This is a genomic window from Clostridium nigeriense (assembly GCF_900086595.1).
In the GTDB taxonomy this organism is placed as follows: domain Bacteria; phylum Bacillota; class Clostridia; order Clostridiales; family Clostridiaceae; genus Clostridium; species Clostridium nigeriense.
Map to the genome: position 1 here is coordinate 2,710,458 of NZ_LT575472.1, position 15,846 is coordinate 2,726,303.

5 protein-coding genes and 1 other RNA gene are annotated in these 15,846 nt (G+C 29.8%); 1 reads left to right on the forward strand and 5 read right to left on the reverse strand.

Annotated features, from left to right (window positions below; all coding sequences use genetic code 11):
* Nucleotides 1-119: 119 nt before the first annotated feature.
* The 3 genes from ssrS to BN6774_RS12815 all read right to left on the reverse strand — a co-directional run bounded on the left by ssrS (nucleotide 120) and on the right by BN6774_RS12815 (nucleotide 1,058).
* Nucleotides 120-311: non-coding RNA, 6S RNA (ssrS, locus tag BN6774_RS12805), on the reverse strand.
* Nucleotides 312-377: 66 nt separating this feature from the next.
* Nucleotides 378-776 carry a hypothetical protein gene (locus tag BN6774_RS12810; RefSeq protein WP_066894402.1) on the reverse strand — a complete coding sequence of 133 codons (399 nt, stop codon included), beginning with the start codon at nucleotides 774-776 and terminating at the stop codon, nucleotides 378-380.
* A 12-nt stretch (nucleotides 777-788) separates the two neighbouring features.
* A complete protein-coding gene (locus BN6774_RS12815; protein WP_066894404.1) occupies nucleotides 789-1,058 on the reverse strand; it encodes a DUF1292 domain-containing protein in 270 nt (89 codons plus the stop codon).
* 164 nt (nucleotides 1,059-1,222) lie between these two features.
* Between BN6774_RS12815 and ytaF the strand changes: the two genes are divergently transcribed.
* Nucleotides 1,223-1,846, forward strand: a complete 624-nt coding sequence (gene ytaF / locus BN6774_RS12820; protein WP_066894406.1) for a sporulation membrane protein YtaF — start codon at nucleotides 1,223-1,225, stop codon at nucleotides 1,844-1,846.
* Between the two features lie 59 nt (nucleotides 1,847-1,905).
* On the opposite strand, the gene BN6774_RS18870 is transcribed toward ytaF, so the two are convergent.
* Together BN6774_RS18870 and BN6774_RS12830 are read right to left on the reverse strand one after the other, a co-directional pair.
* Nucleotides 1,906-8,781 carry a 5'-nucleotidase C-terminal domain-containing protein gene (locus BN6774_RS18870; protein WP_159426837.1) on the reverse strand — a complete coding sequence of 2,292 codons (6,876 nt, stop codon included), beginning with the start codon at nucleotides 8,779-8,781 and terminating at the stop codon, nucleotides 1,906-1,908.
* Nucleotides 8,782-9,224: 443 nt separating this feature from the next.
* A complete protein-coding gene (locus BN6774_RS12830; protein WP_066894408.1) occupies nucleotides 9,225-15,722 on the reverse strand; it encodes an alpha-amylase family glycosyl hydrolase in 6,498 nt (2,165 codons plus the stop codon).
* Nucleotides 15,723-15,846 lie beyond the last annotated feature (124 nt).

A 15,846-nucleotide genomic window follows, 5' to 3' on the forward strand; every position in this document is an offset into this window, starting at 1 on the left:
GTATTTTATTTTTTATTCTCTAGAAAATATTAAACTATATATTATTATTTAATATTTTTATTATAATATAATTTCTAAAGAATAAAAAAATACCTCGTATTCGAGGTATTACATACTAATATATTCCCAACATGCCGGTCACTTAAATATTCATACCTGCTCCTCGCAGGTGGGTTAAGCGCACTAATCTTCTGCCTTCTCCTGCCACTTTATTGTGAATTACTGGAGCCTGACATATAATTAGATATTACAAATCCCGTATATTCAATGTAGGTTGAATATTTTAAGCTAAGCGCACATCTCAGGATTAATTATGATTTTATTATATCATATATTCTCTCTAATGCAATAGATTATTCTGGAAGTAAAGTAAACCTTTAACAAATAAATTCTTTTGCCACTTCTTCTATAGTTAAATCTTGATCTTCAGCGGTAAATAGCGCCATAACCTGCATAAATTCATAATTTGAAGAATTCATTTGAAAGGCCATAACTTCACCACATATATCTAAATCTTCTACTATTTCTTCTATTATATCTACGACTTCATCATTACCATACTCATAAAGATAAGGTATAAAGTATTCTTTAAACCATTCATTACTTTCTTCTTCATAATCACTTTCTTCATTTGAATAGCTTCTAGCTGCACTTAGTACATCTTCATCAAAATCTAAAAAAAACTTAACTAGAAAAATTCCATTTTCATTCTTTAGTTCTTCTATTTCTGATAGATTATTTTCTTCAAGTATTTTAATTATCTTATTACTATCCATAATAACCTCCAATTAATATAATAGTTTTTTATATTCCTTCTTTACATCAAGAAATTCTTTATCATCTTCAACTAGATTCAATTCTTCTTTTCCATCCACTTCATCTACTCTAAAAACATATACATCTTCACTTTCCTCATCCATAGGAGCTAAAAGTAAGTATTCTATTTCTTTCAAGTAAACTTTTGCTACTGCTTCAAAATCTACTTTTTCTCCATTTTCATCTAAAAAACTCATAACAACTTTTTCATCTTCACTTATATTTAAATTCTTTTTATCCATTTTATTCTCCTTTATGTTAATTGTCCATTATATTTTATATTTAAAATTCATTTTTTTCTAGTAGTTTCTACATTTTTTAATCTTATATTAGAAATAATTTATGTAACTATAGTATATTTATTTTCATATGATAAATTATCAATTTATTTTCAGAGGATAAAGTTATGTTAGAAACATTAATATTAGTCTTATCTGTATCTATAGATTCATTTTTAGCAAGTATTTCTTATGGTACTAGTAAAATAAAAATACCCTTTAGTTCAATATTAATATTAGATATAATTTCATCTACTATGCTTGGTATTTCTTTACTAATTGGGACCTTTCTTCAGGATTATATATCATTAAACATAGCAAAAACTATTAGCTTTATGATTTTATTTTTTTTAGGTATCTATCGACTATTTGAAGGGCTATTAAAATCTTATATTAACAATAGATCCAGTGATTTATCACCTTTTAAATTTAGACTATTTGATTTTCACTTTGTACTCCAAGTATATGCAGATGAAATAAAAGCTGATTTTGATAAGTCTAAAATTCTTACTTCTAAAGAAGCTCTTTATTTAGCTTTTGCCTTATCTTTAGATAGCTTAGCTGTAGGTTTTGGTAGTAGCCTTATAACAATTAATTATATTGAGGTTTTTATTTTTGCTATTATTATTGGTTTTTTAGTAATTTTACTAGGTTCATTTATTGGTAAAAAATTTGTTGAAAATACAAATTTAAATCTTGCTTGGTTATCTGGGTCAATGCTAATTATATTAGCATTCTTAAGAGTATTTTAAAAATTAAATACATTATCAAAAAGGTGGAAGATATATTTAACACATCTTCCACCATAAATTTATTTATTAACTACATCTTTCTTCTTTTTCTTCAAGAATAAAGTTACACCAACCCCTATAGCTACTATAGCTATTAATAGTATATAAGTTGGATTATTTCCACCTGTGGTTGGTAAATTAGTATTATTGTTTACTCCTGATCCTGGTTTGTTTTCATCTGGTTTTGGTTCTTCTGGCTTTGGATTTTCTGGTTTTGTAGTTTTTTCTGCCACAATAAATTTGCTAAAATGATTTGTTTTAAATGTTATCTCATTTCCATTTATAGTTGTTTCCATTATTTCAAAATCACCAGTTACTTCATTATAATAGAATACGGCTAATTTGTCCTTATTTAATCCCTTTAATTCTTCATCTGATAATTTTAATTTAATGGTAGCAAATCCATCTTTAAAGTCGTGAATTTGTATATTTTCATTTCCATTCTTTATAAATAAATTAAATTCAAATACTTTTTTCACTCCCTTAATACCAGTTGTAATAGATAAATCCTCTATAACATTCATCTCAAATATTATAACTGAATCTTCTTTTAGTAAATTAGAATCTATTAAATTAAATGGTATAGAAATTGTATGGTTTCCATTTTTTACATCTAAAGAACCTTCACCATTTTTTATAGCTTCTATATCTCTTATTTCAACCTTAATTGAATTTGATGGATTCTTAATAACTATTTCATTTTTACCATTAGGATTTTCTATTTTTTCTACTATATTTTCTAAAGTATTATCTTCATCTTCAGGCTTAACTATTACTTTTGCTGTAGCTGTAAGGTTTCCATCTTTAGTTATAACAGTTATTGTTGCTTCTCCAACTCCTACTGCAACTACCTTTCCATTTTCATCAACCTTTGCTACCTTTTCATCACTTGATACCCAATTAACTTCTTTATTTGTTGCTTCTGTTGGTAAAATTGTTGCTTTTAATTGTATGCTTTCATTTACCTTTAATTCTGCTAAAGTCTTATCTAAGCTTACTCCTGTTACCCTTACGTCTTCAGGTTTAACTGTTATTTCTGTTGTAGCTGTAAAGCCTCCATCTCTAGTTATAACAGTTATTGTTGCTTTTCCAACTCCTACTGCAACTATCTTTCCATTATCATCAACCTTTGCTACCTTTTCATCACTTGATGCCCAATTAACTTCTCTATTTGTTGCTTCTGCTGGTAAAATTGTTGCTTTTAATTGTATGCTTTCATTTACCTTTAATTCTGCTAAAGTCTTGTCTAAAACTACTCCTGTTACCCTTACTTTAACTATAACTTTTATTTCTTTAGTAGTAACTTCATTTTGACTATCTTTTACTTGATATACAACTTTGTATTCTCCTGCTTTTGTGGTATCTACAGTATTTTCAAGAATTTCAATTTTATTTGTTAAATCTCCATCTTCTAGGTCTACTGCAGTTACATTGTTAAGTGGATCAAAGTTATCTCCTACTGCTAAAATTAAATCATTAGCTGTTATATTTGGAAGATTATTCTTTCCTACTACTATTCTACCTTCAACAGAGTGTTTAATATCTCCTAAATTTTTAATATATCCTTCTAATGCTTCATCTAAAGCTTTGAACTCATTTTCTGTTTTAGCATCCTTAAAGTGAGGATATTCATCACCACCAGCTGCCATAAAGTCATTTGTTGCTACTAAATATTTTTTACTCATATCTATTGATTTTCCATCTATAGTTACAGTAATTATTCTATTTCCTGCTTCTTTATCTGCATCAAACACATATTTTATTCCTGCTACATGTGTAAATTGTCCTGCTGCTGCTGGATATGATTTAACACCATGCTCAAGAACTTCCTTAATTTGCGCTCCAGTTAAATACTTAGTAACTATGAAGTTTCCAAATGGAAGAACTTTAATAACTTCTCCCTTTGTTATTTCTCCTTCATTTATACTATCACGAATTCCTCCACCATTAGTAATTGCAATTTCTGCCCCTGTTTCATATAACATAGCATCTGTAATTAAATTTCCTAAGTTAGTTTCTTGAGTTCTTGAATATTCTCTAGCTCCTTGTAAATAAACCTTAGAATTTCCAATAACTTTTGATAAGAACTCATTTTGCTCATTGTCAATTTCTTTAATTTTATCAGAAACAACTATATTTCCTTTAATACTTGTTGTATCTTTTTTAGCTATCAAGCTAGCCTTTTTGCTAACTATATTTTTTGAATTAGTATCTAAAGAAATTACTACTTTTCCTAAATTCTTTTCATAATCCCCAGTACTTGCAATTAGAGTTCCATTTTTTGTAGTTATTCCTTCTGCTAAAGTGCTATGGCTATGGCCATCTATTATTAAGTCTATTCCATCTACCTCATCTGCAACCATAGTAGATACTACTTCACTAGACTCATCTATACCTATATGAGCTAAAGCAACAATTACATCAGCCCCCTTTTCCTTAAGGTCCTTTACTTGTTTTCTTGCAGATTCTATAGGCTCAGCAAATGTAATTCCTTTTACATTATTAGGATTAGTCTTATATGCAGTTTCAGGTGTAGATAGACCAAATATACCAATTTTAACTCCTGCAACCTCTTTAATTGTATTAGCATTAATTAAATTATCCTTTCCCTTCATTACATTTGCAGAAATAATAGGGAAACCATTTTCACCCTCATTAGCCATTTTTGCTAATTCAAGTAATCTTTCATATCCATAGTTAAAATCATGATTTCCAGGTGTCATAGCATCATATCCAGCTAACTTCATTAATGAAATAATGTCCTCTCCCTTCTTTAAAGTAGCAAATGGTAATCCATGAAGAGTATCACCAGCATCTAAAAGAAGTGAATTAATTGTATTATTTTTTATTGCGGATATTACATCTATTCCAATAACATCCTTGTCAGTCTTAACTCTACCATGACTATCATTTGTATGGAATAATGTAATTTCTATATCTTTAGCCTTTAGCTTTACTATTTCTGCTGAATCCCTAACCCTTAATCTATGACCATCTGGATCTTCTGATGCAAGTCCAATTGCAGATATGGTATCTCCAACTTCAATTCTTGATTTCCATTCATCATCTACTCCAGGGTTTTCACTACTTCTAACATATCCTTCAACATATACTCTTGCTTCTCCAGAACCATCATCAACAAAAATATTTTGACCTTCGATTCTAGTAACCTTTCCTTCTACCTTAACTAAAAGTCCTTCTTTTTCTTCTAACATACTATCCTTGGTAGAAAGCTTATTTGGATTAATTAAATTTATATTTTCATCAATTATTTTAACGTCTGTACTTTCATTCTTTATTGCTACCTGAGCATCATTTAAATAAGATGAAACTTTTCCTTTTATTCTTACCTTTTGTCCAAGTTTTATATTTAAATCAGAGACTCCAAATACTGTTAAACCAGCTGTTTCATCTTGAATATAAATTACATCAAAGAATGAATTACCTGGAGCTGCTGCATTTGAAGCAGAGGTAACATAGCCTTCTACTACTACAGTTTCACCAAATCTATCCGGAATATTATCATTATCTTTATCTACTCTAACGTCTGCTATTTTACTTACAGATATTTCTGGTACTGGAGCTAATTCTTTTAAAACTTTTTCAGTTATTTGATAATTGGAATAATCTAATCCATCCATTTCAAAGTTTGAGAAGAAAGTTGCACCAGATACAAATACTTTTGCTCCATTACTTAAAGTTTCAACAGCTAATCCAACAACTTCACCTTTACCTATTTGGGTATTATCGGATTGTTTATCTGCATCATTACCATAAGTTGTCTCATGACCTCTTACTAATACATCTATATTTGATTTATCAGATGGAAGTATTAATGTTGATCCACTATAAAAACTATATTTTTTACTTGTATCAATTCCATTTAACCAAGGACTATCTGTATTATACTTATCGAAATAAAGTCTAAATGCTTGTCCTCCATTGTTAACGTCATCAGTAGCTTGGTCATCATTAAATCTAATTTTAGCACCTATTGCTTCAAGTACTGAATTTCCTTGAGTAGCATTTCCATACTCTCCAGTAGCATCTTTGTAGTCAGCCTTTGAGGATATTACAACATTACCACCCTTTTGTACGAATCTAGCTATTGCATCTAATTCATCTTGAGCATACTTATGCGGTACTAATCCATAAGTTGCATTAGTTGTACTTTGTGGGTCTGATAATATTAATAGAGATGCCTTTTCCAACACTTTATCAGTAATCTTTTCAGTATTGATTACTGACTTAATATTATTTTGCGACATTAAGGCAGTTAAAGTACTAACTTTTCCTGAATAATCTCCTGTAACATATTGATTTTGATGAGCCCCATCTATAACAGCTATTGATACTTCATTTTCCCCTAATACTTCTATAGAAATTGAAGACTTAAATTCTTTTAATATACCATTAATTGTTGCTGATACTTTTACTACAAATGAATACTCCCCAGGCTTTTCAAAACTATAAGGTAATTTTGAAATATGAGTGCTACCAGCAGCTATACTTTCAATAACTTCAGATTTTATAGGGTTTTCTTCATCATTTTTAAAGTATTCAACTTTAATATTACTTACTGAACTACCTTCATTATTGTAGATATTTGTCTCTACATTAAATGTTTCTCCAGCTACAATAACTTCTTTATCTTTGTCAACTGTAGATATTCCAAAGTTCTCTCTTTCTCCAACCCATACAGGTGCAGTTACAGCTATATCCTTATCAGCTTGTTCTACTTTTACATAATAATAAGAACTATTTGACTTATCTAAACTGAACTTCCATTCCTTATTAGTAGAATTTACATCATCTATAGCTTTAACAACTTTTCCACCATCACCTATAATAGATATTCTCTTTATATTGTCTCCATTATCTATGTCCTTAACATTAATATTAAAATCTAGCTTATCAGTTTTAGATAAAACAGATCCCATGGTATTTCCATTTACTTCATATGAAATCCTTAGGTTTTCGTCTTCTGTTGAATAAACTCTCATATTTCTTATTGCATCATAAACTGATTCTCTTGTAAGTTCAGAAGCCTCTATAACAGTTCTTCCTGTGTTAGCATTTCCCCATTTACCCTTATGATTATCTTGGTTATTGCTTGGTGCTACATGCCACCCCTTATCTAATGCTCTAGTATAATATTCATAAGAAGGGAAATATCCAGAACTTCTAATTGCTCCTTCTCCATTTCCAACCTCAATTAAGTTCATTACCTTATCAATATTCCCATCATAATGTGCAAAATCACTAAAATCTCCAAAAGTCTTTCCTGGATGGTTAAATTGTGATAAAGATTGAGATTGTGTTTTTAATGCACTATAATAAGCTTGTAAATTCATTTTACTATTACTTCTAGTTTCAAAACCTTCAGTATTAAAGGTGTTTATATGTCCATACCCTCCTGTAGAGCCAGACCAAGTCATTTCGTATCCATAGATAGCTACAAAATCACCATTTTTATTATATTTATCAGCAGCTTCTTTTCCAGTTTTCCACTTTGTACTAGCTGATCCATCTGAAATATTAGCCTTAGTATCGTTATCAAACCAGTTTGAGTGATCTGTAACTGCTAAGAAGTCAACCCCTGAAATATTTGATGCATATTGGTAAGCCTCATCAATGCTACCAGTACCATCTGATATATTTGTATGAGAGTGTAGTTGTCCAAAATACAAATTCTTTTCCTGCTTACCAACAGTAAAACTCCATTCTTCTTTAGTTAAATTTCCAATACTATCCTTAACTTCAACTGAAACAGTATATGAACCATCAGCTAAATCTTTATCTACTAAATATTTTATAGTTTCTCCTTCCTTTGTTATGTTAGCGCTTACATCTTCTCCATTAATGGATAGTTTAACTGAGTCCATATCTACGCCTGTTTGATCTTGGAATGTTACGCTAATTTCTGGTCTTCTTAACTCCCCTATATTTTGCCCATTAGCTGGCTTTAAGTCAGTAACTATTGGTCCAACCTTATCTACTGCCTTATTTACAGTTACTTTACTTATTGTCTTTATTTCAGGTTTTACTTTTGATTTAACTTCTATAGTGCCTTGACCTTCATTAAGTCCTGTAATATTTCCAGTAGCATCTACTGCTACTATTTCTGGAGTTAAACTTGTGTATTCTACACCCTTTTCTGTTGTATCTTCAGGGATGTACTCTAGTTTTAGAGCTTTACTTTCACCAACTTCTAAAGTTACACCTTCTTCAACTTTTAAAGATGTTAATTCAATTACCTCTATATCAATTGAATATTTAGAGTTTCTTGGAGTTGGTTCCTTTGCATAGAAATCTGCTTCATTATTATTTGTGTCCCAACCGTTTGTAATTCCTTCTGATGAACCATCATTGTCCTTACGTTGAACGCTTTGAGTATTGCTCATTCCTTTTGCTGATTTATTACCTTCTGATTCATTAGCTGTTCCAATCCCAACTAAATCAATTACATTACCAGCATTATCAACAAGTCTTACCTTACAATCAGTACCACTCATTGCTATATTTCCAGCTATATCAGGTGTAGGTAAATCAACATCACCATTAGAACCTTTTGCTTCTTGTATTAAGAAATATCCCTTTGACTTTATAACTCCACTTAATATGGTATTATCTTTATCACTAAAACTTCCTGTTTTAGATGCATATTGTACTTTCCAACTAGATAAATCAATATCCACTTCTGTTGGATTATACAATTCTATAAAGTCATTTTTATATTTTGCACTAGTATTGCCTCCGCCTCCATAGACTTCACTTATTACAATATAAGTAGCTATTTCAGCTTTAACTTCTTTTACTGGAATAGTTATTAGTCCTAATGTCATAGTAAATGCTAAAAATAAACTTAACAATTTGCTTTTTAAAAGCTTTTTCATTTTCATCCCCCTTAAGATAAATAAAAAAATTTTAATTTTTAGAGTACTATCTATCTCCTCATGCATTCACCTCCTTTGTAGGTTATACTCATATTCTAGCAATAAAAAATTACTTTATATGTTATATTTAAGTTAATATATTGATTTTATGTTAAATAAAGGTTATGAAAAGGTAAAATTTATATCTAATTAAAATATAATTATTTATCAAGTTAATTCTAACATTCTCAAATAAAATATACTGTCAAAAAACATCGTTTACATTTATTAATTTTCCAAAAATTGTTTCATATTTATACATTAAATTACTTTATTTTTAATAAAAAGTATGTTTTACAAATTTTCTTACTCCTTATGTTACCTTTAAGCCATTTCAAATTTATATAGCACACTTAAAGCCTAATAAAAAAACTGCCGATAAAAATCAGCAGTTTTTTATTGATTTAATTTTCTATATTATTATTTTCCTTTGATTTTTTATTCTTTAAAAGTAACACACTTCCTATTCCAACAACTATCATGGCTAATATTAATATATAAGTTGGATTGTTAGCTCCTGTTTGTGGTAATATTTGTCCTTCTTCGTTTGTAGTTTTTTCAGCAATAATGAATTTACTAAAATGATTTGTTTTAAATGTTATCTCATTTCCATTTATAGTTGTTTCCATTATTTCAAAATCACCATTTACTTCATTATAATAGAATACGGCTAATTTGTCCTTATTTAATCCCTTTAGCTCTTCATCTGATAATTTTAACTTAATAGTAGCATATCCATCCTTGAAATTATGAATTGGTATAGACTCATTATCATTTTTTATAAATAAATTAAACTCAAATACTTTCTTTACGCCCTTAATTCCAGCTGTAATAATCTTATCAGGAGTAATTTTCATTTCAAATATTAATGTTGCTCCCTCTTTTAATAAATCTTTATCTATTAATGAAAACGGTAGTACTATATTGTTTTCTCCATTTCTAATTTCAATGTATCCATTACCATTTTTTATAGCTTCAATATCTTTAATTTCAACTTTAAGGTTATTAGATTCTTTATCTAAAATTATTAAATTTTGACCATTTATATTCTCTAATTTTTCAATTATAACTTCAAATTCATTGTCTGGATTTTCTCCAGGTTTTTCTCCCGGATTCTCTCCTGGATTTTCTCCTGGATTTTCTCCATTTCCACCATTTGAGTCCTTATCACTAACTATTACTTCACAATTAGCCACAAATTCTCCATCCTTAGTAGTAACTGTAATTATAGTTTTTCCCTCTGATAAAGCTTTTACCTTTCCATCATTGTCTACTATAGCTACTTTTTCATCGCTACTTGTCCAAGAAACTGCTTTATTAGTTGCATTCTCTGGTAAAATACTTGCCACTAATTTAAGTTCTTCATTTATTTTTAAATTTGCAGATGTTTTATTTAATGAAATCCCTGTAACCTTTATATCCTCAGAACTATCATCAGCTTTATAATTAATTTTCATTAATATATCTCTAGTAGCTTGAGAGGCTCTTCCATCATCAGTGTACCATGGTAAATTAATTGTTTCCTCTGTTGGCTCTATATGGATTTTATACTCATTTAATCCTGGATTTAATTTAATCCCTTCCATATATACATTACCATAGGCATCCATAGCATTTTCATATAGATTATTAATGTCTTCTCCGTTTATAGTAAACTCAACCCCATATGGTACCTTTGCCTTTAAAGTAAAATTCTCCTCAGTTGTTTCGTATTCAATATTTTCTCCATAGGATATTCTTGGCATTGTAATTATCATAGGCATATCTACCCATCCTAATACATAATCCTCAATTATCATTGAGTTTCCGCCTTGATTTTGTATAGTTAATTTCATATTAGTATCTGTTGAGCTATATGCCCAATTGCCATAATCTTCAGTATCATTAGCAATACGTTTATGGCTAGTATATGCCTCTGTATCCCATGAACCTCTTGTATATTTATATTGAATGCTCTTTCCAGCCATCATTTTGAATTTATACTCTACTACATCTCTAGAAGTAGCACCACTTGGTACATTTAATTTTCCACCTGATGCATTCCATCCATTAAAGTCTCCAGCTATATAAATGTCATTTGTAACTGGAGTATAACTTGGAATATGAAGTCTTAACGTTACATCCACCATAACTAAAGTTGGTGTTACATCCCTTTCATCTGAATAAGCTCTATTATAGAACTTATTATAAGCTGAAACCTTGTAAGTGTACTTTTTACCATTACTAACAGTAAAATCAATGTACTCTCTTGAAGATTTATCTAAAACAGCAACCTTTACATATTCTCCATTTTCTTCTTTACGATATACTTCATATCCTTCAACATTTTCTCCATTTGATGACCATTCCAACTTACTTCTATTAGATTCAACTAATATATCCTTTAAAATAGGTGCTTCTATAGCTAAGCTATCATCTTCATTTTTAAGTGCATTAAACTCACATTCTACTGATTCCACATAAGTATCTCCAAAATTTGTAGTTGCCTTTGCATAATATTTATAAATGCCTTCTTCTGTAGGCTCAAAATCTGCAAAGTAAACCTTCGTTCCATCTTCCTTTGAATCTTCTTTATATCTTAGCTTAGTACTATAAGCATTATCTTTTAAAGTTCCAGCCTTATAATACATTAACTTAGCTTCAAAATTTGGAACCTCTTTTCCAGTATATTCATTATTATTAGTTACACCTGGTATATTAACCTTTATAGTTATTTCCTCTGTTTTATTTCCAACTCCAATTATCATATCTTTAACTAAGCTTGGTTTTGAAACTTCTTTAATTGTATAAGAAGGTAGAGCTGTTACTGCTTCACTTAGTTCACTTTCTCCTCCATCTTTTAAGGCCGTTACATAATAATAATATCTAACTCCATTTTCTACATTAATATCTTCATAGCTTGCTTTATCTACAGTATCAATTAACTCTATATTTTGACCTTCTAAATTTGTTCTGTAGATCTTATATTCTTTAGCTTCAGAAACTTCTTTCCATGATAAATTTACTTTTCCTTCTTCTGCTTTTGCTTTTAACCCCTCAACCTTATTAACTTTTATTATATTATTAGTTGAAACCATCATTAAGCCTGTTTCTGCAGGTACAGTTATTATTATTTTTCCATCCTGAACTTTAGCTTTTATCTTTCCATATAACTGATCTTTTAGCTCTAATCCATCTGGTAAAAATCCCGCTACCTTTGCTTCTATAGTTTTTTCCACTGTCTCCTTATTAATAACTAATAATCCGCCTTTGCTTTCACTCTTTCTTGCATAAGCAATAGTATTTCCTTCAGCATAAGCAGTGTATATATCGCCTGTTGCAAAAACATCTAAATTTTCATTTCTTACTTTAGCTGCACTTTTATATACATTGAATAAACTTTCATACCTTCCAAGTGCACTATATTCTCCGTTATTTTCTTTAATTCTCTCCCAAGGGAAAGTTCTTCTTGAATCTGGATCCTTAGTTCCAGTAACTCCTACTTCATCTCCATAATAAATAGTTGGAGCACCTGAGTATCCTAATTGGAATATTGCAGTTAACTCTTGTAATTTTAAAGCCTTATCGCTAGCTTCTGGAGCAATTTTTGTATTTTCTTCCTCCCAAGTTGGATTGTCTATTTTGGTTATATTACGAACTGTATCATGGGAATCAACTAAGTTTAACATAGCTTGCCATGCCTCTTTAGGATAATTCTCCCTAATTACCTCTAAAGCATTATTAAAGGTTACTGCATCTCCATTTATAATATAATTTTGGAGGGCAGCTCTAAATTGATAATTCATAACTGAATCAAATTGATCTCCTAATAGATAGTTAGTTGCTACTCCCCATTCTTCTCCTAATATTACTGGGTCATCAATAATATTACCATTTGCATCAGTTCTTCCAGCAGTTGACTTTACAGCTTCTCTAAACTTTTGCCATGTTCCTGTAGATACATCTGGTGCTACATCTAATCTCCAACCTCTAGACCCCATCCATATCCATCTTTGTGATGCTGCAAATTCCATTTTTTCTTGTGCCTCTTTCTCACTTAAACCACTTAGATTGTATCCTATAACGTTTTCCCTATAGTCTACATTATTCCATTCATGATAACCATCTAAAGCTAATTCGTCACCTTCTTGTGGTTCTTTAGATTCCATAACAGGTAGTGAATCATATCCCCACCAGCCCTCATACTGATAATGTTGATCCTTTTTTTCTAAAGAATTTCCATCCTTATCCTTAACAACCCACTTATTTTCAACCTTAAACCAAGTTGTGAATTTAAAATCCTCTGGATAAGAATATCTTTTATTTGTTAAAGGATTAATTTTGCTTTCATACTCTTTTATTACTTCTTTTTCAGCTACTTCTTGTGATTTTCCATCATTAACTTTATCAAAAACTCTCTTCCAGTACTCATATGCACCTATTTCAGGATACTTTTCATATCTATCAAAATAAATAGAGTCATCTCCTACATGATTAAAAACTCCGTCAGCAATAAGCTTAATGTTAACCTTATTTGCTGCATCTGCAAAAGCTTGATAAATTCTATCTGATTTTGCCCTTGTTTTTTCGTAATTTAATCCCGAAGTTGGATCCCCAGCTTTATTATATACAGGACCACCAAACATTGGGTCCAAATGTTTATAATCAGTTGCATCATACTTATGATTTGATGATGCCCAAGCAACAGGGTTTAAATAAATTGCTGTAATTCCAATATCTTTTAAATAATTAAGTTTTTCTTGAATTCCTTGGATATCTCCACCATAAAATTCATTTGTCCAAATATTATCTGTTTTAGCATTTGGATAATATGGCTTATTTTCAGGCGTTGATTGCCTTGGGTTTTCAGGATAGTCCTCCCAACTTCCCCAAACTTTAGATGATGCTGGATCATTTTTTACTCCTCCATCATAGTATTGAAGATCGTATGGAACTAGTTTTCCATCTTCCATAACATATCCACGGTAGCCATCAATAAGCTTTGCTCTATTATTTTCTTTATTACTATCAAAAAACCTATCAGGGAATATTTGATATACCGTAGAGTTTTTCATCCAATCTGGAGTTTTATAGTTTTTATCATATACAGTTAAATTATATGGTAAAGCTCCTTCTTCAACTGCCACTCCAGTTCCTCCACTTAAGCTATCATCACCATACTCAATTTTAGTCTTTCCATCTACAAGTATAAATTTATACCCCCATACTCCTATACCAACAAACTCTTTTTTAAATATAGTTACCTCATAATAATCTTTATCTCCTATTGTAGTTGCTTTTCTCATATCATAACTCTTTGCTATTCCATTACCATCCGTAACTTCAACCTTAGCAACTTGAACATCATCTCTTGCTACACCTATTCTTAAGGTTAAGTCTTCTGTTTGCTCTTTAATAGCTCCAAAAGGCTTTTTATAGGTTATACTTCTTGAATCAAATACTATCTTTGATTTATCTATTAGCCCATCATAATTGCCTTCTTTTGGTTTATAATTATGTGTTAATTTCTTATCACCTTTATAATTTATAGTGAATACTACATCTGATGGATCTAAAGTATTAATTATTAAATTGCTACCATTATCATCTGATCCATAACTTTCATCCCAGTTTGCTCCAAATGCTACCTTAGCTTCAAATTTTCCAATAGGTATATTTCTTTGTAATTTATATACACTACCATCAAAATTATAATCTACAAACATTTGCTTAGATTTTCCTGGATCCCACTTTCCTTCGCCAAAAACTTCCTGAATATCTCCTACTAATCTTGGCCATTTATCATTACTCAATTCTGGAATATATTGAGATAAGCCATTAACACCAGCTACATTAATTCTTGCCTCATTTAACTTCTCATTAACATAAATGTTAACTTTAGTTTTTTCTTTCAAATTCAATTTAAAATTTCCACCATTATCAGAAAAGCCATCCCAAGTTCCATTTTTTACTATTTTGAATTCATGATCTCCTTTTGGTAATACAATTGAGTACTCAAAGAATCCATCAACTAAATGTTTCATTTTCAATTCATTGCTTGAATTGTTCCAATTACTAAGTAATCCAGGAATATACCATGTATTTTTTCCACCATTTTGATTTACTAATTCATCAGCTACAATATCGTCATTTATTATTTCAGGTTTTGAATAATAAGTTGTTTTATCGAATTCCTTATAATAAACTTCTAAATTACCATTACAATCTAAATATGCTAAATCTATGAACTTTTCTGTATCATCTTTTGTCCAATCTGATTTTCTAATTATAACTCCTATTTTTTTATTATTTTTAGATATATTATTAAAAATCAAATTTCCATATGAACCATAATCATTTGTTTCACTTAAATTAACTACAGTATCCTCTGAGCCCTCTTGCCCATCAACTATCCAATTCCATAATTGCCAACCATCATATTTCTTATCAGATCTATTATAATTAACTTTAACATTAATCTTATCAAAGTCTTTATATAAATCTGCATAATCTATTTTCGCCTTTGGATTATCTTTATCTATTTTTTCTGATGTAACTATAATTTCTCTAGGTCCCTCCGATAAATTATATTCAACATTACCAGTTGCCTTGGTCTCCCAACTACCTTTTTTTATAATAAAACCAAGCTTTGAATCCTTAGGTGCCTCAATAACTGCATAAACTCCTTGTTCATCTTGGTGAGTAAATTTCACCTCTTTTCCATCGTTACCTGTCCACCAAGTCCAAATACTCCAATTACTATAATCAGTATCTTCTTTTACAAACCTTATTTTTACCTTTTCCATAGTTTCAGCATTAGCTTTAGCTATACTATTAGGAATAGGTATAAGGGTTAATATAAACATTAATACTGTAAATAGAGCTAGTTTAGATTTGTGCTTTAAAAAATTATTTACCCTCATAATAATCCTCCTTTTATTAAATTATCAAAGAACCTTGGAAACGTTTCCATTTTTAAACTTAATAACCATTTATTAGAAACATTCTTGTTATAAGTATAATTTATTTATATTTTTTTCTCTATAA